This window comes from Halomonas sp. B23F22_20 (genome assembly GCF_043496985.1).
GTDB lineage: Bacteria > Pseudomonadota > Gammaproteobacteria > Pseudomonadales > Halomonadaceae > Halomonas.
In genome coordinates this window covers 20,623-41,609 of record NZ_JBIEKH010000019.1, presented here as the reverse complement: position 1 = coordinate 41,609, position 20,987 = coordinate 20,623, and the positions used below count along the sequence as shown (strand labels likewise).

Annotated in this window: 15 protein-coding genes and 1 CRISPR repeat array (1 of these 16 running past the window's edge); of the genes, 12 read left to right on the top strand and 3 right to left on the bottom strand. The window is 66.6% G+C overall.

Annotated elements, in window-relative coordinates; genetic code table 11:
• Positions 1 to 5: 5 nt before the first annotated feature.
• The 7 genes from typA to ACGTN6_RS15720 all read left to right on the top strand — a co-directional run bounded on the left by typA (position 6) and on the right by ACGTN6_RS15720 (position 7,927).
• A complete protein-coding gene (typA, locus tag ACGTN6_RS15750) occupies positions 6 to 1,832 on the top strand; it encodes a translational GTPase TypA (RefSeq protein ID WP_394593330.1) in 1,827 nt (608 codons plus the stop codon).
• A 222-nt stretch (positions 1,833 to 2,054) separates the two neighbouring features.
• A complete protein-coding gene (locus tag ACGTN6_RS15745) occupies positions 2,055 to 2,375 on the top strand; it encodes a hypothetical protein (protein ID WP_394593327.1) in 321 nt (106 codons plus the stop codon).
• Between the two features lie 187 nt (positions 2,376 to 2,562).
• Positions 2,563 to 4,005, top strand: coding sequence for a sodium-dependent transporter (locus ACGTN6_RS15740; protein ID WP_394593325.1), 1,443 nt, complete (start codon positions 2,563 to 2,565; stop codon positions 4,003 to 4,005).
• A 47-nt stretch (positions 4,006 to 4,052) separates the two neighbouring features.
• On the top strand, positions 4,053 to 4,823 hold the full coding sequence (locus ACGTN6_RS15735) for an ABC transporter ATP-binding protein (RefSeq protein WP_183386900.1): 771 nt from the start codon (positions 4,053 to 4,055) through the stop codon (positions 4,821 to 4,823).
• 62 nt (positions 4,824 to 4,885) lie between these two features.
• A complete protein-coding gene (locus ACGTN6_RS15730; RefSeq protein WP_183386899.1) occupies positions 4,886 to 5,590 on the top strand; it encodes an ABC transporter ATP-binding protein in 705 nt (234 codons plus the stop codon).
• A gap of 31 nt (positions 5,591 to 5,621) precedes the next feature.
• Entirely contained in the window at positions 5,622 to 6,626 is a 1,005-nt protein-coding gene (locus tag ACGTN6_RS15725; protein WP_394593321.1) for a branched-chain amino acid ABC transporter permease, read from the top strand.
• Positions 6,626 to 7,927, top strand: coding sequence for a branched-chain amino acid ABC transporter permease (locus ACGTN6_RS15720; RefSeq protein ID WP_394593320.1), 1,302 nt, complete (start codon positions 6,626 to 6,628; stop codon positions 7,925 to 7,927). Before ACGTN6_RS15725 ends, ACGTN6_RS15720 begins: the two co-directional genes overlap by 1 nt.
• A gap of 485 nt (positions 7,928 to 8,412) precedes the next feature.
• On the opposite strand, the gene ACGTN6_RS15715 is transcribed toward ACGTN6_RS15720, so the two are convergent.
• The gene (locus ACGTN6_RS15715) at positions 8,413 to 9,627 is read right to left on the bottom strand and encodes an ABC transporter substrate-binding protein (RefSeq protein ID WP_394593318.1); all 1,215 of its coding nucleotides are present in this window, start codon (positions 9,625 to 9,627) and stop codon (positions 8,413 to 8,415) included.
• 241 nt (positions 9,628 to 9,868) lie between these two features.
• Between ACGTN6_RS15715 and ACGTN6_RS15710 the strand changes: the two genes are divergently transcribed.
• The 3 genes from ACGTN6_RS15710 (at position 9,869) to ACGTN6_RS15700 (ending at position 13,111) form a co-directional block, all read left to right on the top strand.
• Complete coding sequence (locus tag ACGTN6_RS15710; RefSeq protein WP_394593315.1) at positions 9,869 to 10,609, top strand: dienelactone hydrolase family protein; 741 nt, start codon at positions 9,869 to 9,871, stop codon at positions 10,607 to 10,609.
• A gap of 112 nt (positions 10,610 to 10,721) precedes the next feature.
• Positions 10,722 to 11,978 (top strand): dicarboxylate/amino acid:cation symporter, encoded by a 1,257-nt coding sequence (locus ACGTN6_RS15705; RefSeq protein WP_394593312.1) that lies wholly within the window; start codon positions 10,722 to 10,724, stop codon positions 11,976 to 11,978.
• A gap of 77 nt (positions 11,979 to 12,055) precedes the next feature.
• Positions 12,056 to 13,111 (top strand): C45 family autoproteolytic acyltransferase/hydolase, encoded by a 1,056-nt coding sequence (locus ACGTN6_RS15700; protein WP_394593310.1) that lies wholly within the window; start codon positions 12,056 to 12,058, stop codon positions 13,109 to 13,111.
• 17 nt (positions 13,112 to 13,128) lie between these two features.
• Here the strand turns inward: ACGTN6_RS15700 and ACGTN6_RS15695 are convergent, their stop codons facing one another.
• Entirely contained in the window at positions 13,129 to 13,380 is a 252-nt protein-coding gene (locus ACGTN6_RS15695; protein WP_394593308.1) for a hypothetical protein, read from the bottom strand.
• A gap of 190 nt (positions 13,381 to 13,570) precedes the next feature.
• Between ACGTN6_RS15695 and ACGTN6_RS15690 the strand changes: the two genes are divergently transcribed.
• Entirely contained in the window at positions 13,571 to 15,112 is a 1,542-nt protein-coding gene (locus ACGTN6_RS15690) for an alkaline phosphatase D family protein (protein WP_394593306.1), read from the top strand.
• A gap of 53 nt (positions 15,113 to 15,165) precedes the next feature.
• Here the strand turns inward: ACGTN6_RS15690 and ACGTN6_RS15685 are convergent, their stop codons facing one another.
• Positions 15,166 to 15,756, bottom strand: coding sequence for a DUF4202 domain-containing protein (locus tag ACGTN6_RS15685; RefSeq protein ID WP_394593304.1), 591 nt, complete (start codon positions 15,754 to 15,756; stop codon positions 15,166 to 15,168).
• A gap of 148 nt (positions 15,757 to 15,904) precedes the next feature.
• Between ACGTN6_RS15685 and ACGTN6_RS15680 the strand changes: the two genes are divergently transcribed.
• A complete protein-coding gene (locus ACGTN6_RS15680) occupies positions 15,905 to 16,831 on the top strand; it encodes a glycerophosphodiester phosphodiesterase (RefSeq protein WP_394593302.1) in 927 nt (308 codons plus the stop codon).
• A gap of 250 nt (positions 16,832 to 17,081) precedes the next feature.
• Positions 17,082 to 20,987: a CRISPR direct-repeat array (repeat unit 33 nt; unit sequence GTTTCTATCCGCGCAGCCCGTGCGGGCTGCGAC); it runs 1,556 nt beyond the window's last position.

The window sequence follows — 20,987 nt, the reverse complement described above, 5'->3', positions numbered from 1 at the left end:
CCGTCGTGATCGAGAATCTTCGCAACATTGCCATCATCGCTCACGTCGACCACGGCAAGACCACCCTGGTCGACAAGCTCCTCCAGCAGTCCGGCACCCTGGACCGCAAGGCCGAGGGCCAGGAACGGATCATGGACTCCAACGACCAGGAGAAGGAACGCGGCATCACCATCCTGGCCAAGAACACGGCGATCCGCTGGCAAGCCCCCGACGAGCGCGACTACCACATCAACATCGTCGACACGCCCGGACACGCCGACTTCGGCGGCGAGGTCGAGCGCGTGATGTCGATGGTCGACTCGGTGCTGCTGATGGTCGACGCCGTCGACGGCCCGATGCCGCAGACCCGCTTCGTCACCCAGAAGGCCTTCGACCAGGGCCTCAAGCCGATCGTGGTGGTCAACAAGATCGACCGCCCGGGCGCGCGCCCGGACTGGGTCATCGACCAGATCTTCGATCTGTTCGACAACCTCGGCGCCAGCGACGAGCAGCTCGACTTCCCGATCATCTACTGCTCGGCGCTCAACGGCGTGGCCGGCCCCGAGCCGGACCAGCTGGCCGAGGACATGTCGCCGATGTTCAAGGCCATCGTCGACATCGTCGAGCCGCCCAAGGTCGAGCTGGATGGCCCGTTGCAGATGCAGATCTCGGCGCTGGACTACAACAGCTATGTCGGCGTCATCGGCCTGGGCCGCATCACCCGCGGCAACGTCAAGCCGAACCAGCAGGTCACCGTCGTCTCCAAGGAAGGCAACACCCGTCGCGGCAAGATCGGCCAGGTGATGACCCACCTGGGTCTTGAGCGGGTTCAGACCGAAGAAGCCACCGCCGGCGACATCATCTGCATCACCGGCATCGAGGACCTGGCGATCTCCGACACGCTGTGCGACCCGGCCGCCGTCGAGGCGCTGCCGGCACTGACCGTGGACGAGCCCACCGTGTCGATGACCTTCCAGGTCAACGACTCGCCGTTCGCCGGCAAGGACGGCAAGTTCGTCACCAGCCGCAACATCAAGGATCGCCTCGAGCAGGAGCTGATCCACAACGTCGCGCTGCGCGTCGAGCAGGGCGAGAGCCCCGAGAAGTTCATCGTCTCCGGCCGCGGCGAACTGCACCTCTCGGTGCTGATCGAGAGCATGCGTCGTGAAGGCTTCGAGCTGGCCGTGGGCCGCCCCGAGGTCATCATCCGCGAGATCGACGGCGTGTCCCAGGAGCCCTACGAAGAAGTCATCATCGACTGCGAGGAGCAGCACCAGGGCGCCATCATGGAAGAGCTCGGCTACCGCAAGGGCGAGCTCAAGAACATGAACCCCGACGGCAAGGGCCGGGTACGCCTCGACTTCATCATCCCGGCGCGCGGGCTGATCGGCTTCCGCGGCCAGTTCCTGACCCTGACCTCCGGCACCGGCATCCTGACCAGCCGCTTCGACCACTACGGCCCGCTCAAGCCGGACGCCTCGGTCGAGCGCCGCAACGGCGTGCTGGTCTCCATGGTCTCCGGCAAGGCCCTGGCCTACGCGCTGTTCGCCCTGCAGGACCGCGGCAAGCTGATCATCGAGCACGGCACCGAGGTCTACGAAGGCATGCTGATCGGCATCAACAGCCGCGCCGAGGACATGGTGGTCAACCCCACCAAGGCCAAGAAGCTCGACAACATGCGCGCCTCGGGCAACGACGAGAACCTGGTGCTCACCCCGCCGGTTCGCTTCACCCTGGAGCAGGCCATCGAGTTCCTCGATGACGACGAGCTGGTGGAAATCACGCCCAACCACATCCGCCTGCGCAAGAAGCTGCTCGCCGAGAACGAGCGCAAGCGCGCCAAGAAGAAGTAAGCGCGCGCGTGATATTGACCCGGCAAGCTTTCATGTCGGGTTGATCGTGGCACAGGGAGCCACCGCCGGCTGTCAGGCCGGCGCGAGCCCGCGCCATACCAGAAGAGCCCGCCCACCGGCGGGCTCTTTGCGTCGAGGCCAAGCGCCTGCTGCGTTGATAGCCCCCGCCCGCCGTCGAAGGCTATGCTGAAGCCTCCATCTTTCTCCATGGAGGTGAGTTCGATGCACAAGCACGTTGAATGGGACGACCCCGGCAGTGCCAGCGTGGAACGCTATTACGCCGACCATCCCCAGGACTATCCGGAGCCCCATGAGGGCAGCATCGTCAGCGCGCGCTTCCACGGCTTCACCGTGCGCGTGAAGGTCGCGGCCCGAGTCGAGGACACCAGCATCGGCGAGGTGGTCGCGCTGATCGCCGCCGACAACGGCCGCCGCCAGCATAGCGTCGACGACGTGACCCTGGGCGACACCGTGCGGCTGCCCGACGCCATGCGCGCCATGGAGCCGCGGCATCCCGAGGCGGACGAAGACGAGCGGGACTGAGACGGGGCGCGGATTACCATCCGCGCCGCCAACGGCCCCTAAACGCAAGTCGACTAGTCAAGGGCCCCGGGTCTATCGCAAAGTTGATGGCCACAGAGCTGGTCATCCCAGCGCAGGACATCGCGGCCCACTCTTCAATGACCCACAAGGTCATGACACGAGGCCGACACGCAATTGCGGACACCCGATGAGCACGCACAACGTCTGGACGCACAAGGGGACTTTCCTGCTCGCCGCGGTCGGCTCGGCGGTGGGGCTCGGCAACCTGTGGCGCTTCCCCTACCTGGCCGGTGAAAACGGCGGCGGCGCCTTCCTGCTGATCTATGCCTTGACCATCTTCGCGGTCGGCATTCCGATCCTGATCGCCGAAACCATGCTCGGCCGCAACAGCCGCCGCAGCCCGATCATGGGCATGCGCTTTCTGACCCGCACCCACAAGACCTCTCGGGCCTGGGAGTCGATCGGCTGGCTGGGCGCCGTGTCGGCCTTCATCATCCTCAGCTTCTATTCGGTGATCGCCGGCTGGGCGATCCACTACACCGGCCGTATGCTCACCGGTTCGCTGCAGGGCGCCGACGCGACCACCGTGGCCGCGGGATTCGACACCCTGCTGGCCTCGCCGGCGCTGCTGACCCTCTATCACACCCTGTTCATCGCCGCCTCGGCGCTGGTGGTCGGGCTCGGCGTTCACCGTGGCATCGAGAACAGCCTGCGTATCCTGATGCCGGCATTGTTCGTGATTCTGATGGTGGTACTGGCCTATGCCGCGATGATCGGCGACCTGAGCGTCGCCGCAGACTTCCTGTTCACCTTCGACGTCGCCAACCTCAGCCTCGAGGGCTGGCTGGCGGCCATGGGCCAGTCGTTCTTCACCCTGAGCCTCGGCATGGGTGCCATCATGGCCTATGGCGCCTACATGTCCGGCGAGGCCTCGCTGACCCGCACCGCCTTCACCATCGCCATCGTCGACACCGCCGTGGCGCTGATCGCCGGCCTGGCGATCTTCGCGCTGGTGTTCGGTGCAGGGCTGGATCCCGCCGAGGGCCCCGGGCTGATGTTCGTCACCCTGCCGCTGGCCTTCGCCGAGATGCCCGGCGGCGCCCTGCTCGGCGCCATTTTCTTCATCCTGGTGCTGGGCGCCGCGCTGAGCTCGGCGATCTCGCTGATCGAGCCGGTGGCCGCCTACCTGGTCGAACGCTTCGATCTCAGCCGCCCCCAGGCGGTCTCCGCCATGGTCATCGCCAGCTGGGCGCTGGGCCTGCTCACCGTGTTCAGCTTCAATCGCTGGGCCCAGGCCTCGATCTTCCACGCCCTCTTCGGGCGCAGCGCCTTCAGCCTGCTCGAACTGCTCACCAATATCTTCATGCCGCTCGGCGGCCTGCTGATCTCGCTGTTTGCCGGCTGGGCCCTCACCCATGGCGAAGTGACCAAGGAGATGCGCACCGGCGAAACTTGGTTCCGCGTATGGCGCCTGCTGGTGCGCTTCGTGGCCCCGGCCGCCGTGGCCTTCGTGTTCCTGCGCACCATTCCCCAGGTGCAGGGCTACTGGATCCCCACCATCGGCGCCGTGGTGATCGTCGGCGCCTTCGCCGCCGGTCGCAGTTTCCTGGCGGAGCGCCATGCCTCATGAGCCATTGCGCGGTCTCACAACAATGAACAATCCATCACAGGTGTGACATGTCAGCCATCATCGACGTTCGACACGTCAACAAGGCCTTCGGTGGCCTCAAGGTCATCAACGACTGCTCCCTGCAGGTCGAGGAGGGCTCGATCACCGGCCTGATCGGCCCCAACGGCGCCGGCAAGTCGACGCTGTTCAACATCATCGCCGGCGCCCTACCCCTGGACACCGGACAGATCCTGTTCGACGGCGAGGACATCACCAACCGTCCCGCCGACCAGCTGTTCCACAAGGGGCTGCTGCGCACCTTCCAGATCGCCCACGAGTTCTCGAACCTGACGGCGCTGGAGAACCTGATGATGGTGCCGCCCAAGCAGGCCGGCGAGAACCTGTTCGCCACCTGGCTAAAGCCGGGCGAGGTGCGTCGGGAAGAAGCCGAGGTGCGGCGCCGGGCGCTGGAGGTGATCGACTTCGTCGGCCTGCATCACGTGCGCAACGAGCTCGCCGGCAACCTCTCCGGCGGCCAGAAGAAGCTGCTGGAGCTCGGCCGCACCATGATGACCGACGCCAAGGTGGTGCTGCTCGACGAGATCGCCGCCGGGGTCAACCGCACCCTGCTCGGCGACCTGGTCGGCAACATCGAACGCCTCAACCGCGAGATGGGCTACACCTTCCTGGTCATCGAGCACGACATGGACATGATCGCGCGGCTCTGCGACCCGGTCATCGTGCTCGCCCAGGGCAGCGTGATGGTCGAAGGCACCATCGAGGAGATCCAGAACAATCCCGAGGTCATCGAGGCCTACTTTGGCTCACCGGCGGCCTGAGCACCACAACAACGACGGGGCGGCCGGATCCCGCCCAATAACGACAACGCAGAGAACCCTCTATGCCACTACTCGACGCACGCGACGTGCATGGCGGCTACGGCGGCATGAACATCCTCAACGGGGTGAACATGTCCATCGAGGCCGACGAGATCGGCGTCATCGTCGGCCCCAACGGTGCCGGCAAGTCGACCATGCTCAAGGCCGTATTCGGCCTGCTCCATGTCAGCCAGGGCGAGATCCTGCTGCGCGGCGAACCCATCCATAACCTGCCGCCCAACAAGCTCGTCCAGAAGGGCATGGGCTTCGTGCCGCAGGAATACAACGTCTTCCCGAGCCTGACGGTGAAGGAAAACCTGCAGATGGGCGCCTACCTCAAGCCCGGCAACGTCAAACGCATGCTGTCGCGGATCTACGAGTTCTTCCCACCGCTCTACGACAAGCGCCACCAGCCCGCCGGCGAGCTTTCCGGCGGCCAGCGCCAGATGGTCGCCATGGGCCGGGCGCTGATGGCCGAACCCGAGGTACTGCTGCTCGACGAACCCACCGCCGGGCTCTCTCCGCTGTACATGAACGAGATCTTCGAACGAGTGAAGGAGGTCAACGCCGCCGGCGTCGGCATCCTGATGGTCGAGCAGAACGCCAAGCAGGCGCTGGCCATCGCCGACAAAGGCTTCGTGCTGGCCGCCGGCCAGAACCGCTTCACCGACACCGGCGCGGCCCTGTTGGCCGACCCGGAGGTCGCCAAGAGCTTCCTGGGCGGCTGAGCCCGCCTCGACGGCACATCGGAGAGATCCCGTGAACGAACTCGTCTTCTTCATCAACAACGTGGTGATCGCCGGCAGCGTGGCCGGCTCGATCTACGCCATCGGCGCGGTGGGCGTGACGCTGATCTTCAGCATCATGCGCTTCGCCCATTTCGCCCACGGCGACATGATGACCTTCGGCGCCTTCATGGTGCTGCTGCTGACTACCCTCTTCCCGCAGGCCGGCGCAGCCATCGGCATTCCCACGCCGCTGATCATGCTGCCGTTTGCCATGGCGCTGACCGCGGTGCTGGCGGTAGGCATCGACCGCGCCTTCTACAAGCCGCTGCGCGCCCACGGCGTCAAGCCGATCGTCATGGTCATCGCCTCGCTGGGCGTGACCCTGATGCTGCAGGGGCTGATCCGGCTGTTCGCCGGCACCGGCGGCGAGAGCCTCTACGTCGACGACCGCAAGGAAATCTTCCGCATTCCGCTGCCCATCGAGGGCGTGCGAGTGCCGGTGGTGATCACCGAGCCCCAGATCTACCTGTTCGCGCTGACGCTGATCAGCGTGGTGGCGCTGCACTTCTTCCTGTCGCGCTCGCGGCTGGGCAAGGCCATGCGCGCCATGTCCGACAACCCCGCGCTGGCCCAGGCCTCGGGCATCAACACCAACACCATCGTCGCCGTGACCTGGGTGATCGCCGGCGGCCTGGCCGCCATCGCCGGCACCCTGCTGTCGCTGGACGTGACCTTCAAGCCCGACCTGAGCTTCTTCCTGCTGCTGCCGATCTTCGCCGCAGCCATCGTCGGCGGCGTGGGCCATCCCTACGGCGCCATCGCCGGCGGCTTCGTGGTCGGCTTCGCCGAGACGCTGGCGGTGTTCAACTGGGGCATCCTGCTCAGGCCCTTCCGCGACAGCCTGCCGGAGTGGCTGGCCCAGGCGGGCAACCTGGCCTTCGTCGGCACCGAATACAAGATCGTGGTGCCCTTCTTCATCCTCGTCGCCATCCTGGTGTGGCGCCCCACCGGCATCTTCAAGGGCAAGGTGATCTGATGAGCACGACACGCACCGATACCGTCGCCGCACCGCGCCGTTTCCCGCTGCGCGAGGTCATTCTCTTCGTGGTCCTGCTGGCCGCCGTGCTGGGCGTCTACGGCATGATGGGGTCCGCCTACAGCACCCGCATGCTCGTCGAGGCCTCCTGCTACGCCATCCTGGCCCTGGGCCTGACCATCCAGTGGGGCTATGCCGGGCAGTTCAACGCCGGGGTCATGGGCTTCGTGGCGCTGGGCGGCTTCTGCGCCATGTTCTTCAGTGTCCCGGTCAACGACGCCTTCTGGGACTCTTCACTGCCCGGCGAGCTGGGCGTGGTGCTGGCCTATATCGTCGGCGCCGCGGTCGTGGTGTTCGGCGCCTCACGGCTGGACCGCCTCGGCGTGCCGAAGAAGCTGCGCACCGTCATCACCGTGGTGCTGGCCGTGGTGCTCTACCTGGTGGTGATCAGCGCCTTCCGCGGCGTCGCCGACCAGATCGAGTCCCAGGCCGGCTTCATCGGCGGCCTGGGCCTGCCCGCCTGGGTCGGCTGGATCGTCGGCGGCGCGCTGGCCGGCGGCGTGGGCTACTTCATCGGCCATATCTGCCTGGGCCTGCGCAGCGACTACCTGGCCATCGCCACCATCGGCATCGCCGAGATCATCAAGGCGTTCCTCAAGAACTCCGACTGGCTGACCCGCGGCACCGCCACGGTATCGCCGCTCCCCTGGCCGGTGCCCGGGCCCGCCGAGGTCGGCTTCACCCTGGCTCGCGCCATGTACCTGTCGGTGACGGCGGTGATGATCGCGGCGATCTTCTTCCTGCTGCATCGCGCCTATCACGCTCCCTGGGGGCGGATGATCCGCGCCATCCGCGACAACGAGATCTCCTCGGCGGCCATGGGCAAGGACATCAACAAGCGCCGCCTGGAAATCTTCGTGCTGGGCTGCATCCTGATGGGCATCGGCGGCGCCGTGCTGGCGAGCTTCAACAGCCTGTTCGATCCCCAGGGCTACCTGCCACTCAACCACACCTTCCTGGTGCTGGTGATGGTCATCCTCGGCGGCCCCGGCAACAACCTGGGCACCATCTTCGGCGCCGTGGCGGTCTACATCATCTGGCTGATGTCCGAACCGCTGGCGCTGTTCCTGATGGAGCTGGCCGTGCACTTCGGCGAAAGCACCTTCGGCTGGGACGCCCCGGCCAGCATGGACAGCCGCGCGCTGCAGGCCAGGGTGTTCGTGATCGGCCTACTGATCACCCTGGTGCTGCGCTTCGCACCCAAGGGGCTCTTGCCCGAGAAGACCAAGCACGTGGATTGAAACCTCGTGCGGCTCCCTTCCAGCCCCGGCGTCGTCCGGGGCTTTTTGGTGAGTGGTGCAGCATGTTGCCTCGCGCCTACGCCCTGATCGACGACGGCACCGGGGCCCCCTGTGGGAGCGCAGCTCGCTGCGCGAAAGGCGCCGCAGGCGCCCCCGGCTCAGAAGTATGAGAATGCCGCCGCTGGCGCAGCGGATCGCCGAGGCGTCGGACCGGCTCTGAAGAGCACTCCTACGAAGCCGCCCTCAGTGGATCCGCGCCACCGCGCAGGTCTTCGTGGGAGCGCAGCTTGCTGCGCGAAAGGCGCCGCAGGCGCCCCCGGCTCAGGAGTATGAGAATGCCGCCGCTGGCGCAGCGGATCGCCGAGGCGTCGGACCGGCTCTAAAGAGCACGCATAAAGGGCTTCGCGGGACTCGCCCCTCACCCGACACAAAAAGCCCCCGGCGGTTACCCGCCAGGGGCTTTGGCACTTCTGGAGGCGAGGGGCTTATTCCTCGTCGGCGTCGACGTAGCCCTGGATGGTGAAGGTGCCGTCCTCGACCAGCATTTCCTGAACCACGCCCGGCACGTCGCCGTTCTCGTCGAACTCGTGGGTGCCGGAAGCGCCTTCGTAGTTGATCTCGGTGCCAGCGGCGATCAGCTCCTTGGCCTTCTCCCATTCGCCGGGCAGGACCACCTCGCCAGGGGCGGTGGCCACGCTGCGCAGCGCCTCGCTCAGGCCCTCACGCTCGGCGTTACCATTCTGCTCGATGGCCAGGCCGAGCAGGAAGGCGGCATCGTAGGCCTGGGCGGCGAACACCGCACTGGGGTCGATGCCGGCGGCCTGGGCCTGCTGGTTGAACATCGCGGTCCCCGGCAGCTCCGGGCTGCCCGGGCGAGTGGCGATCATGCCGTTGAGCACGTCGGCGCCGATGGCCTCGACCAGGCTGTCGCCGACCATGCCGTCGCCGCCCACGTACTGGCTGAACATGCCGCTCTCGTAGGCCTGGCGCAGCACGGTCTGGCCGGAGGTGTCGGCATAGGCCAATACCACCAGCGTCTGGGCGCCGGTGGCGGCCAGAGTGCCCAGCTCGGAGCGGTAGTCGGCGCGGTTATCCTCGTGGGCCAAGTTATCCAGCACGCTGCCGCCGCCGCTCTCGTAGCCCGCCACGAAGGCATCTGCCAGCCCTTGGCCGTAGTCGTTGTTGACGTAGGTCACCGCCACTTCCTGGATGCCCTTGTCAAGCAGCAGCTTGGCCAGCATCTGGCCCTGGAAGGCATCTGAGGGCACGGTGCGGAACACCAGGTCGTTGTCGTCCAGGTCGGTGACCGCCGGGGCCGTGGAGGCCGGAGAGACCATGGTCACGCCGCCGGGAATGGCGGCATTGTTGGCCGCGGCGATGGTCGCCCCGGTACACAGGGCACCGACGATGGCCGTGACCTGCTCGGTGTTGACCATGCGGTCGGCCGCGTTGGAGGCTGCCGAGGCGTCGGAGCAGGTGGTATCGCCGGTGGGCATGACGATGTCCTGGCCGTCCAGCACACCGCCCTGCTCGTTGATCTGCTGCACCGCCAGGTTGGCGCCGTCGAAGATCGGCGGGGTCAGGCTTTCGATGCCGCCGGTGAAACCGCCGAGAAAGCCGACCTTGACCTCGGCCTGGGCCATGCCGGAGAGGGCCAGGGTGGTCGCAGCCACCGCCGTCGCTAGAACGCGTTTCTTCATGGTTGTTGGTCTCGCTCTGGTTGCTCGGAACATCCGCTGCGCGAATTACACCTCTCCAATCTGGAAGGCCCCCGCCCAAAACACAACCCCTGCCTGCCAACGCTGGCCGCCGGGAAGCGGCCTGCAACATCTTGATTGGCAACCGCCAATTCTGGCGCATCAGCGATCGAACGAGCGCTTCAACGCTGATCCCGACGGCCGCCTATACTGAGGAGCCTGAACGCCAACCGTAGAGGCCATCATGATGCGACCGCTGACGTTTCTCACCCTCGCCGCCGTGGCAAGCGCCGCCCAGGCTGAAGGCCGCGACGTCGACTACCAGGTAGGCGAAGAGCCTTTCACCGGATACTTCGCGCCCGCCGCCGACGAGGCGAGAGGCACGGTGCTGATCATCCACGACTGGGATGGCCTCACCGACTACGAGCGCCGGCGCGCCGAGATGCTCGCCGAACAGGGCTACGACGCCTTCGCCGTCGACCTATACGGCCGCGGCAATCGCCCGGCGGAGACGGCGGCGCGCAAGGCCGAGACGGCTCGCCTCTACGATGACCGCAAACGCATGCGCGCGCTGACTCTGGGCGGCCTGGCCGAGGCCCGTGCCCAGGGCGCGGCGACACCCACCGTGGTGATGGGCTACTGCTTCGGCGGCGCCGTGGTGCTCGAACTGGCCCGCAGCGGCGTGGCCGAGAACGTAAACGGCTACGCCACCTTCCACGGTGGCCTGGCCACGCCCGAGGACCAGGGCTACGGGCCGGACACCGCGCCGATCCTGGTCGCCCACGGCGGCGCCGACGAGGCCATCCCCATGGAGGACGTGGTGGCGCTGTCGCGACAGCTCGAGGATGCCGGCGTCGACTACGAGATCGACATCTACTCCGGCGCCCCCCACGCCTTCACCGTCTTCGACTCCGACCGCTACCAGGCGCAGGCCGACGAGAAGTCCTGGAGCGGGTTACTCGCGTTCCTGGACGAGGTGTTATAGCGCCGTCGAAGGAGGCGCATTTTCGGAAGTTTCCCGCGTCTCCTTTCTGTAGAATCGCCGCCCGGCATTGATTATTGCTGCCAAAAGGCGAAATCACAGAAAGGAGTCACCCTTGTCTCATTCCACCACCACCGCCGGCGAGAGCCGCTGGCGGCGTATCCCCCTGTGGCAGAAGATCCTCGCCGGCCTAGCGCTCGGCGTACTGGCCGGCGCCCTGCTCGGCGAAGACGCCAGCCTCTTCAAGCCGCTCGGTGACATCTTCATCAACGCCATCAAGATGCTGATCGTGCCGCTGGTGTTCTCCACCCTGGTGGTCGGCATCACCGCCATGCGCGACCCGCAGAAGATGGGCCGCATCGGCGCCCGCACCATCGCGCTCTACCTGGTGACCACGGCCTTCGCCATCGCCATCGGTCTGCTCGCCTCCTGGCTGTTCCAGCCCGGCGTGGGCCTGGACATGAGCTTCGAGTCCGGCGTCGAGGCCAAGGAAGCGCCGGGCCTGACCGAGATCCTGGTCGGCCTGGTGCCCCAGAACCCCATCGACGCCCTGGCCAGCGGCAATATCCTGCAGATCATCGTGTTCGCCATCGGGCTCGGCATCTCGCTGACCCTGATCGGCGACAAGGGCGAGCCGGTGGTGAAGGTCTTCGAGAGCTTCGCCGAGGCCATGGTCAAGCTGACCAACATCGTCATGGCCTTCGCGCCGATCGGCGTGTTCGGGCTGATCGCCCACGTGGCGGGCAGCTACGGCCTCGAGGTGCTGCTGCCGCTGGCCAAGGTGATCGGCGTGGCCTACCTGGCAAGCGCCCTGCACGTGGTGCTGGTCTACTCCGGCCTGCTGGCCCTGCTCGGCCGCCTGAACCCGCTGCGCTACCTGCAGGGCATCCTCGACGCCCTGGTGGTGGCCTACTCCTCAGCGTCGTCTTCCGGCACCCTGCCGATCTCGCTGCGCTGCGCCAAGAACAACCTCGGCGTCTCCGAGGGCGTGGCCGGCTTCGTGCTGCCGGTGGGTGCCACCATCAACATGGACGGCACCGCCATCTATCAGGGCGTGGTCGCGGTATTCATCGCCCAGCTGGTCGGCGTCGACCTGAGCCTGATGGACTACGGCATGATCATCGTCACCGGCACCCTGGCCTCGATCGGCACCGCCGGTGTGCCGGGCGCGGGGCTGGTGATGCTGTCCATCGTCATGGCCCAGATCGGCCTGCCGCTGGAAGCCATTGCGGTGATCGCCGGCATCGACCGCATCCTCGACATGGCCCGCACCAGCGTCAACGTGGCCGGCGACCTGATGGTCACCACCCTGGTCGGCAAGAGCGAAGGCGAGCTGGACGAAGCGGTCTACAACGCGCCCCGCAAGAGCTGATGGCGCGCCGAACGGGCACCCTCGCCCGTTCGGCGCATGCTAAAGTGACCTCAGGATGCCCCGCATCGGAGGTCACCATGCAGCTCAGCGTTTTCTCCGGCTCCCGAAGCGAGCTCGGCGAGGCCCATGGCCGCGCCCACGCCACCCTGATCACCCACAGCCTCGAGGTCTACGACCGGCTGTTCCACGACTTCGTCGGCATCGGCTGGGCCGAGGCCCGGCGCACCGCCGAGCGCTTCCTGCCGATGATCGAGCGCGGCTTCCCCGAGATCCTCGACGAGATGGCCGGCATCGCGCGCGGCGCCGGCCTCGAGCTCGAGGACATCCTCACCCTCAACTGCCGCAGCGAGATCTCGCTGACCCAGGCCAGCGGCGGCTGCACCGCCTTCTCGGTGAATCGTGACGGCACCCAGTGGCTGGCCCAGAACTGGGACTGGCGCAGCGACCAGCTGCACAACGTGGTGGCCCTGGAGCTGCACCCCGAGGGCGCCCCGGCGCTGGTCAGCATCGGCGAGGCCGGCATGGTGGCCAAGATCGGCATGAACGCGCGCGGCGTGGGCGTGTGCCTCAACGCCATCCGCTCGCGGACCTGCGGCGAGGGGCTGCCGATCCACGTGGCGCTGCGCAAGATTCTCGAGGCGGAGGACGTCGACCAGGCGATCCGCGTGGCCAGCCACGACCGGGTCTGCTCCCCCGCCCACTTCCTGATCGCCGGTGGCGACGGCCGGGCCACCGGCTTCGAGGTGCACCCCGGCCTGCCCGGCGTGCTGGAGCCACGCGGCGGCGCGGTCACCCACACCAACCACCTCTACGCCGAGACCGCCACCTGCCAGGTGGAGGACTTCCCCCGCCCGGATTCCCGGCTGCGGCTGGCGCGCATCGACCGCCTGCTGCACGACCGGCTGCCGCTGGGCGCGACCATCGACGCCGCGCGGCTGTTCGAGATCCTCTCCGACCACGACAACGCTCCGTTCTCGATCTGCCGCCACTTCAATCCCGACCAGCCGGCGGAGGAGCGCATGGAGACGCTGTTCGCAGTGGTCATGGACCTCACCGCCCGGCGCCTCACACTGCGCCACGGCAAGCCCTGCGAGAGCGAGGACACCCTGGAGGTGCGGCTCGACGCCGGCTGAGCGCGGCAGGCCACCCGTCAGCGATGTCGCCAGGCGCCTAACCGAGGCGCCTCATCCAACTCCCCCTTGAGATAGCGCTCGGTGGTACGCAGGAAACTCCGCAGATGCTCGGCGATGGCCTCATCGCGGCGCAGCTCGGCCAGGTCCGGATCCTCGTCGCCGGATGCCACGCACGGCTCCCAGGCCATGCGCACCGAGCACGCGCTGACGTCGCAGATCTGCAGGGTCGGGGTGGCGCCACGAGACGCCGCCTGGATGTGATAAGCCATGTCACCCTCCCGATAGGCACAATTGATGATAACGATTATCAATTGCAAATATCGGCAATACCGGCCGAACTGTCAAGTTGGCATCGCCCCGTCACGCGACGGTCACCATGGGTTCACACGGCTGCCAAGCCGTCGTCATGCCCCGCCAGCATCATCTTGGGCAACCCAAGCCCAGAGGAAGGAATCCATCATGCGCATGACGCGACGCGGCATACTCAAGTTCGGCCTGGCCGGCGCCACCACCCTTGGCACCGGCCTTGTCGCCCCCTCCATCGTGCTGGCCGAAGGCCGGCGCCCGGTCATCGACGGCGGCGTGATGAGCGGCGACATGCTCGCCGACCGCGCCATGCTGTGGTCGCGGGTCGACCGTCCGGCGCGGATGATGATCGAGCTCGCCGACAACCCCGAGTTCCGCGCCGCCCGCCATCTGGTTGGCCCCGAGGCGCTGCCGGCCGGCGGCCTCACCGCCAAGCTGGATGCCACCGGGCTCGGCGGCATGGACGAGGTCCACTACCGCGTGCGCTTCGCCGCCCTGGGCGATCATCGCGCGCTCAGCGAACCGGTCACCGGCCGGCTGCGCCTGCCCCCGCAAATCCGGCGCAACGTGCGCTTCGTGTGGTCCGGCGACACCGCCGGCCAGGGCTGGGGCATCGACGAAGCGCGCGGCGGCATGACCACCTACGCCACCATGCTCGACCAGCGCCCCGACTTCTTCATCCACTCCGGCGACACCGTCTACGCCGACGGCCCGCTCAAGGAGAGTGTCGAGCTCGCCGACGGCACGCTGTGGCGCAACCGGATGACGCCGGAGAAGCTGAAGGTGGCCGAGACCCTGCAGGAGTTCCGCGGCCAGCACGCCTACAACCTGCTGGACGCCAACGTGCGCCGCCTCAACGCCGAGGTGCCGATGCTGGCCCAGTGGGACGACCACGAGACCACCAACAACTGGTATCCCGGCGAGCTGCTGGAAGACGACCGCTACACCGAGAAGAACGCCTCGCTGCTCGCCGCTCGCGGCCGCCGGGCCTTCCTGGAGTACACGCCGCTGCGCCAGCGCCCGGAGGCACCCGGGCGCATCCATCGCCGCTTTCCCTACGGGCCCGGCCTGGAAGTGTTCATGCTCGACATGCGCACCTTCCGCGCCGCCAACGACCGCAACCGCCAGGCCAACGGCGCCGACCTGCTCGGCGCCGAGCAGCTGCGCTGGCTGCTGAATGCGCTGCGCGACTCCACGGCCACCTGGAAGGTCATCGCCTCCGACATGCCGATCGGCCTGGTGGTACGCGACGGCGAGCGCTTCGAGGCCGTGGCCAACGACGAGGGCGGCCAGCCGCTGGGCCGCGAGCAAGAGATCGCCCGGCTGCTCAAGGCGATCCGCGACGAGGCGATCCACAACGTGGTGTGGCTCACCGCCGACGTGCACTACACGGCGGCCCATCACTACTCGCCGGAGCGCGCGAGCTTCAAGGACTTCGCGCCGTTCTGGGAGTTCGTCAGCGGCCCGCTGCACGCCGGCACCTTCGGCCCCGGCGAGCTGGATGCCACCTTCGGCCCCGAGGTGGTGTTCCAGAAGGCACCGCCAGAAGGACAGGCCAACCTGCCGCCCTCCGACGGCTATCAGTTCTTCGGCCAGGTCGACCTGGACGGCGAGAGCGAGACGCTGACCGTGACCCTCAAGGACTCATCGGGCCAGTCGCTGCATCGCCAGGTGCTGGAGCCCCAACGGGCCTGATCCTTGCACCGCCGGCCGGCGTTCATGCGCCTGGCCGGCGGCGCGCGCTCCGCTCATCCCGCCAGCGCTTCCTCCACCAGGCGCCGCGCCTCGTCGCTCATCGGCAGCCCCAGGGCTAGCTCGTGGGCCTGGGGCGACATCTTCTTCCAGGTCTTCTGGACGATGCGGATCAGATGATCGTGGTCGACCTGCTTGGAGAAATCGGCGAAGTAGTTCTCCAGGAACACCAGGCAGGCGCAGTCCTCCACCGCCTGGGTGCCCTCGTCGCGGCCCAGGCCCTGCTTGCGGATCATCGCCGCCACCCGCTCGGCGTCGTCCTCCGCGTAGCCAGCCTCGCGCATCGCCCGGGCCGCCGTCTCGCCGGCGCGTTTGCCCTGGTCACGCCGCCAGGTGAGGTAGCCCACCCGGCCCTCCGGATAGTCGCCGCGCGGCACCTGCCAGCGCTGCAGATGCTGGTTGTGCACCGCCAGGCGCACCAGCTCGCCAGGCGCCTCGTCGAGCGCCTCCAGCCAGGCGCTCATTCGCCCCGCATGCCATAGTTCCAGGGGCAGCGTCTCCCCGGCCACCTCTACCCGGCGCGGATCTTCCGCATGCAGGGCATCCAGGGCGGCGAGCGCCTGTTCATAGGGGGTCGTCGTGCTCACGGGGTGTCTCCTCTTGGTCTCGGTGCTGTCACCCTGCCATGTAAGCATGTCGAAGCGCCGCTGACAGCCATGCGCTCTCGAACGAGCGTTTGCCAGCCGGCGACAGGGACGTTACGTTATTGCACGACCATTCAATAAAGGGACGCTTATGAATATCGCGCTTCGACTGCCGCTCGCCACCGCCCTGGCCCTGGGGCTCGCCACCCCGCTCGCGGCCCAGGCCGACGCCCTCGAGCAGCAGCTCGCCGACCTGCAGGACTTCCAGGTCATCGCCCACCGCGGAGCCAGCGGCCACGCCCCCGAGCACACCTGGCCGGCCTATGAGAAGGCCCGCGAGATGGGCGCCGACTATCTCGAGCTGGACCTGCACATGAGCGCCGACGGCAAGCTGATGGTGATCCACGACGACACCGTGGACCGCACCACCGACGGCGAAGGCCGGGTCAAGGAGCACACCCTCGAGGCACTCAAGGCGCTGGACGCCGGTTCCTGGTTCAACCAGGCCCACCCCGAGCACGCCGACGACGCCTACGCCGGCGCCGAGCTGCTGACCCTCGACGAGGTGATCGACCGATACGGCACCGACGTGCGCTACTACATCGAGACCAAGTCGCCCGAGCGCTACCCCGAGCTGCAGCGTGCCCTGGTCGAGACCCTCGAAGCCGAAGGCCTGGTCGAATCCGGCTCGGTGGTCATCCAGTCGTTCAGCCAGGACAGCCTGCAGCAGATCCACGAGCTCAACGCCGACATCCCGCTGGTGCAGCTGGTGTGGTACTACCCCGAAGAGGACGGCGACGGCCTGGCCGAGTGGACCGGCGTGACCCCGGACCCGGCCGAGATCAGCGACGCCGACTTCCAGGCCATCGCAGACTACGCCGTGGGCATCGGCCCCAACGTCACCTACGAAGGCGAAGACGTCATCGACGCCAGCTTCGTCGAACAGGCCCACGCCAACGGCCTGCTGGTGCACCCCTACACCATCAACGACCCCGAAGAGATGCAGCGGCTGCTGGACTGGGGCGTGGACGGGATGTTCACCAACTTCCCGGATCGGTTGAAGGGGGTGATGGAGTAAGGCATTTCATCTGCGCGGCCCACCGCATTGTGTGGATAAATGACTCACCATGGTGCGGCTAGACCGCATGCCAATACAGTCTGTTAATACTGCTGGCCGGTCTAGCCGCAAAATGTGTTTTCATCTTTTCACACCATGGCGCCACGCATTGATTTTTCCATAAAAATCAAATGATTGCATATTCTTTCATCCGCGCAATCCTTATAGAGCGAAACGCGATCGCTCGACCTAGCTCGGGCTTTTCAGCAATGTTTCTATCCGCGCAGCCCGTGCGGGCTGCGACTTTTCTATGCGTCAATCCATCTGGACTGTCACCTTTTTGTTTCTATCCGCGCAGCCCGTGCGGGCTGCGACAGGCCCGCGAGCAGATCCGCCAGGCGGTGCAGGAGTTTCTATCCGCGCAGCCCGTGCGGGCTGCGACACTATTCATCGATTCATCAAACGGCCTTGACGTTGTTTCTATCCGCGCAGCCCGTGCGGGCTGCGACCAAGAATGTGCGTCCATCCTACCGGATACAGGCGGTTTCTATCCGCGCAGCCCGTGCGGGCTGCGACTTGATGCCCTTGATCATCGCCAGGGCGCGCGCCTTGTTTCTATCCGCGCAGCCCGTGCGGGCTGCGACAGCGCGGGGCCGTTCATGACCGCCGGTGTGCGCGAGTTTCTATCCGCGCAGCCCGTGCGGGCTGCGACCAGCTGGCTTTGGGCGATGCGTGGTCGCTGTGGGTGTTTCTATCCGCGCAGCCCGTGCGGGCTGCGACGGGACTCGTCATCCATCCGCGCGATGTCGAACCCGTTTCTATCCGCGCAGCCCGTGCGGGCTGCGACATATGCGCATGGTCCTTGGTATCGACGCCGATCTCAGTTTCTATCCGCGCAGCCCGTGCGGGCTGCGACCTCTCGGCTGAAGCTGAGGAGATAGGCATCACTTTGGACGTTTCTATCCGCGCAGCCCGTGCGGGCTGCGACTCGGGGCAGTGCAGGGGATGCGGCCTACCCGTGTGTTTCTATCCGCGCAGCCCGTGCGGGCTGCGACCACCACAATATCTGGTAGTCCGCGGCGAGCGATCGTTTCTATCCGCGCAGCCCGTGCGGGCTGCGACCTCTCGGCTGAAGCTGAGGAGATAGGCATCACTTTGGACGTTTCTATCCGCGCAGCCCGTGCGGGCTGCGACTTGTCTCGACCAACCGGCGTATCGTGCAGGTTGAAGTTTCTATCCGCGCAGCCCGTGCGGGCTGCGACCTTTCCCCAGGCATTGGCCCCGCAATCCGGGCATGTGTTTCTATCCGCGCAGCCCGTGCGGGCTGCGACGATTGGCAAATGCAGCCCAACAACTGATCCAGGCGTTTCTATCCGCGCAGCCCGTGCGGGCTGCGACGCGAGGATCTTCTGGAGCTCGTCACGCTTACGGTTGTTTCTATCCGCGCAGCCCGTGCGGGCTGCGACATCGCCAAGCGCTGTAAGGCCACCGGCCGCGTGGTGTTTCTATCCGCGCAGCCCGTGCGGGCTGCGACGCACCGCCGGCACGGTGCGCGTCGAGCTGCTTTTGTTTCTATCCGCGCAGCCCGTGCGGGCTGCGACGACGATCAATGATCGGTTGCGCCGCATGGGGTGGTTTCTATCCGCGCAGCCCGTGCGGGCTGCGACTCGATCAGCCCAGAGGCATCGAAATCGATGCCGCTGTTTCTATCCGCGCAGCCCGTGCGGGCTGCGACTTGATCTGCAGCGTATCGACGTAAGCGTCGCCGGTGTTTCTATCCGCGCAGCCCGTGCGGGCTGCGACCGAAGCGGATCGATTTGATGACCAGGTCGTCGTGGAGTTTCTATCCGCGCAGCCCGTGCGGGCTGCGACGAGCGTCCGGCCAATAGCGTTGAGCCTGGTCTCGGAGTTTCTATCCGCGCAGCCCGTGCGGGCTGCGACCCAAGGATGCCAATGACGCCGAGTGGTATGACGAGTTTCTATCCGCGCAGCCCGTGCGGGCTGCGACTGAACTCGAACGTCTCCCACGTCGCGCCCGGCGTGTTTCTATCCGCGCAGCCCGTGCGGGCTGCGACGTGCGTACGTGACCAACTGGACCGGGCGGAGGTGTGTTTCTATCCGCGCAGCCCGTGCGGGCTGCGACCAGGTCTCGCCGGTGGTGTTGGCGTTTCTTTGGGGTTTCTATCCGCGCAGCCCGTGCGGGCTGCGACCCAACTTCCAGCAGGGCTTCAACAGCCTGGGCGAGGTTTCTATCCGCGCAGCCCGTGCGGGCTGCGACAAGTGTAACCCTAACCCCAACCTCAGAGTCGTGATGTTTCTATCCGCGCAGCCCGTGCGGGCTGCGACGCGACGAGGCAGCCACGGATCGCCTCGATGCCCAGGTTTCTATCCGCGCAGCCCGTGCGGGCTGCGACTGGAGGTCGTCCACCTTGTCGTCGGCGTGCGTGTAGTTTCTATCCGCGCAGCCCGTGCGGGCTGCGACACGAGAAGGAGGCGGCATGAGCGAGATCCACGAGGTTTCTATCCGCGCAGCCCGTGCGGGCTGCGACGATTGATGCCCATGGCGCCGCGCTCATCACGGAAGTTTCTATCCGCGCAGCCCGTGCGGGCTGCGACTGCCTCGGCGGCGGTGTAGCCACCTTGGTTATAATAGTTTCTATCCGCGCAGCCCGTGCGGGCTGCGACGACCCGGACGCCATGCGCGATGCCATCAGCGAGCTGTTTCTATCCGCGCAGCCCGTGCGGGCTGCGACGAGATATCCCGTTTACGGCAGATGCAAATGACGTTGTTTCTATCCGCGCAGCCCGTGCGGGCTGCGACCGAGCATTACCGCTGGAACGGCTACAGCGACCAGTTTCTATCCGCGCAGCCCGTGCGGGCTGCGACTATGTCGCTGGGATCGGGCTGGCCAACGATGGCACAGTTTCTATCCGCGCAGCCCGTGCGGGCTGCGACATGGCGCCAGTGCCGAACAGGTAGGTGGTGTACTTGTTTCTATCCGCGCAGCCCGTGCGGGCTGCGACATGACCGGGTGCCCATCGGCGCCCGCTACGATGAGTTTCTATCCGCGCAGCCCGTGCGGGCTGCGACCTGTCCCGGGCCGTGAGGGTGTTCGAGGGCGAGACGTTTCTATCCGCGCAGCCCGTGCGGGCTGCGACACGAGGGCATCTTCCTCGCTCGACAACTGGACTACGTGTTTCTATCCGCGCAGCCCGTGCGGGCTGCGACTCCAACATGCTCACTTCCGGCGGCCAGGTGTTCACGTTTCTATCCGCGCAGCCCGTGCGGGCTGCGACGTCAGCGGCGCGTGTCACCGGAGAACCATCGGTGGGTTTCTATCCGCGCAGCCCGTGCGGGCTGCGACGCCGTGATGGTGCAGTCCTACGACTACCACACGGCGTTTCTATCCGCGCAGCCCGTGCGGGCTGCGACCAGTCATGTCGCGGTCTGCGATCGAATGAACATGTTTCTATCCGCGCAGCCCGTGCGGGCTGCGACTACCTGTGCCTGCAGGAGCGGGCCTTCTCATGTGTTTCTATCCGCGCAGCCCGTGCGGGCTGCGACTGTACTACTCACATGAGAGGCACCATAGGTACTGGAGTTTCTATCCGCGCAGCCCGTGCGGGCTGCGACGTCAACGTGGGCGGCGTCGTCATCGCCCCGAAGTTTCTATCCGCGCAGCCCGTGCGGGCTGCGACTAGGCTCCGCGAAGGGCGCCTCGTCGACCGTGGCGTTTCTATCCGCGCAGCCCGTGCGGGCTGCGACCATCGGCTCGATCTATCAAGATGTGCTCGGCCGCGTTTCTATCCGCGCAGCCCGTGCGGGCTGCGACCCATCACATACCCCCAGCTGGTGCCGGCCCCGCAGTTTCTATCCGCGCAGCCCGTGCGGGCTGCGACTTGTCGATCATGTCTTTGATGATCTTGGCAAGGGAAGTTTCTATCCGCGCAGCCCGTGCGGGCTGCGACTCTTTACGGGATCGTTGCCGCTGGTGGTGGTAGTGAAGTTTCTATCCGCGCAGCCCGTGCGGGCTGCGACCTCACAAGGCCATTGCAGGCGGTCTGCCAGGTCGAGTTTCTATCCGCGCAGCCCGTGCGGGCTGCGACGCGGCATGTACGTCTCGCAACTCCAGCTGACCATGTTTCTATCCGCGCAGCCCGTGCGGGCTGCGACCCG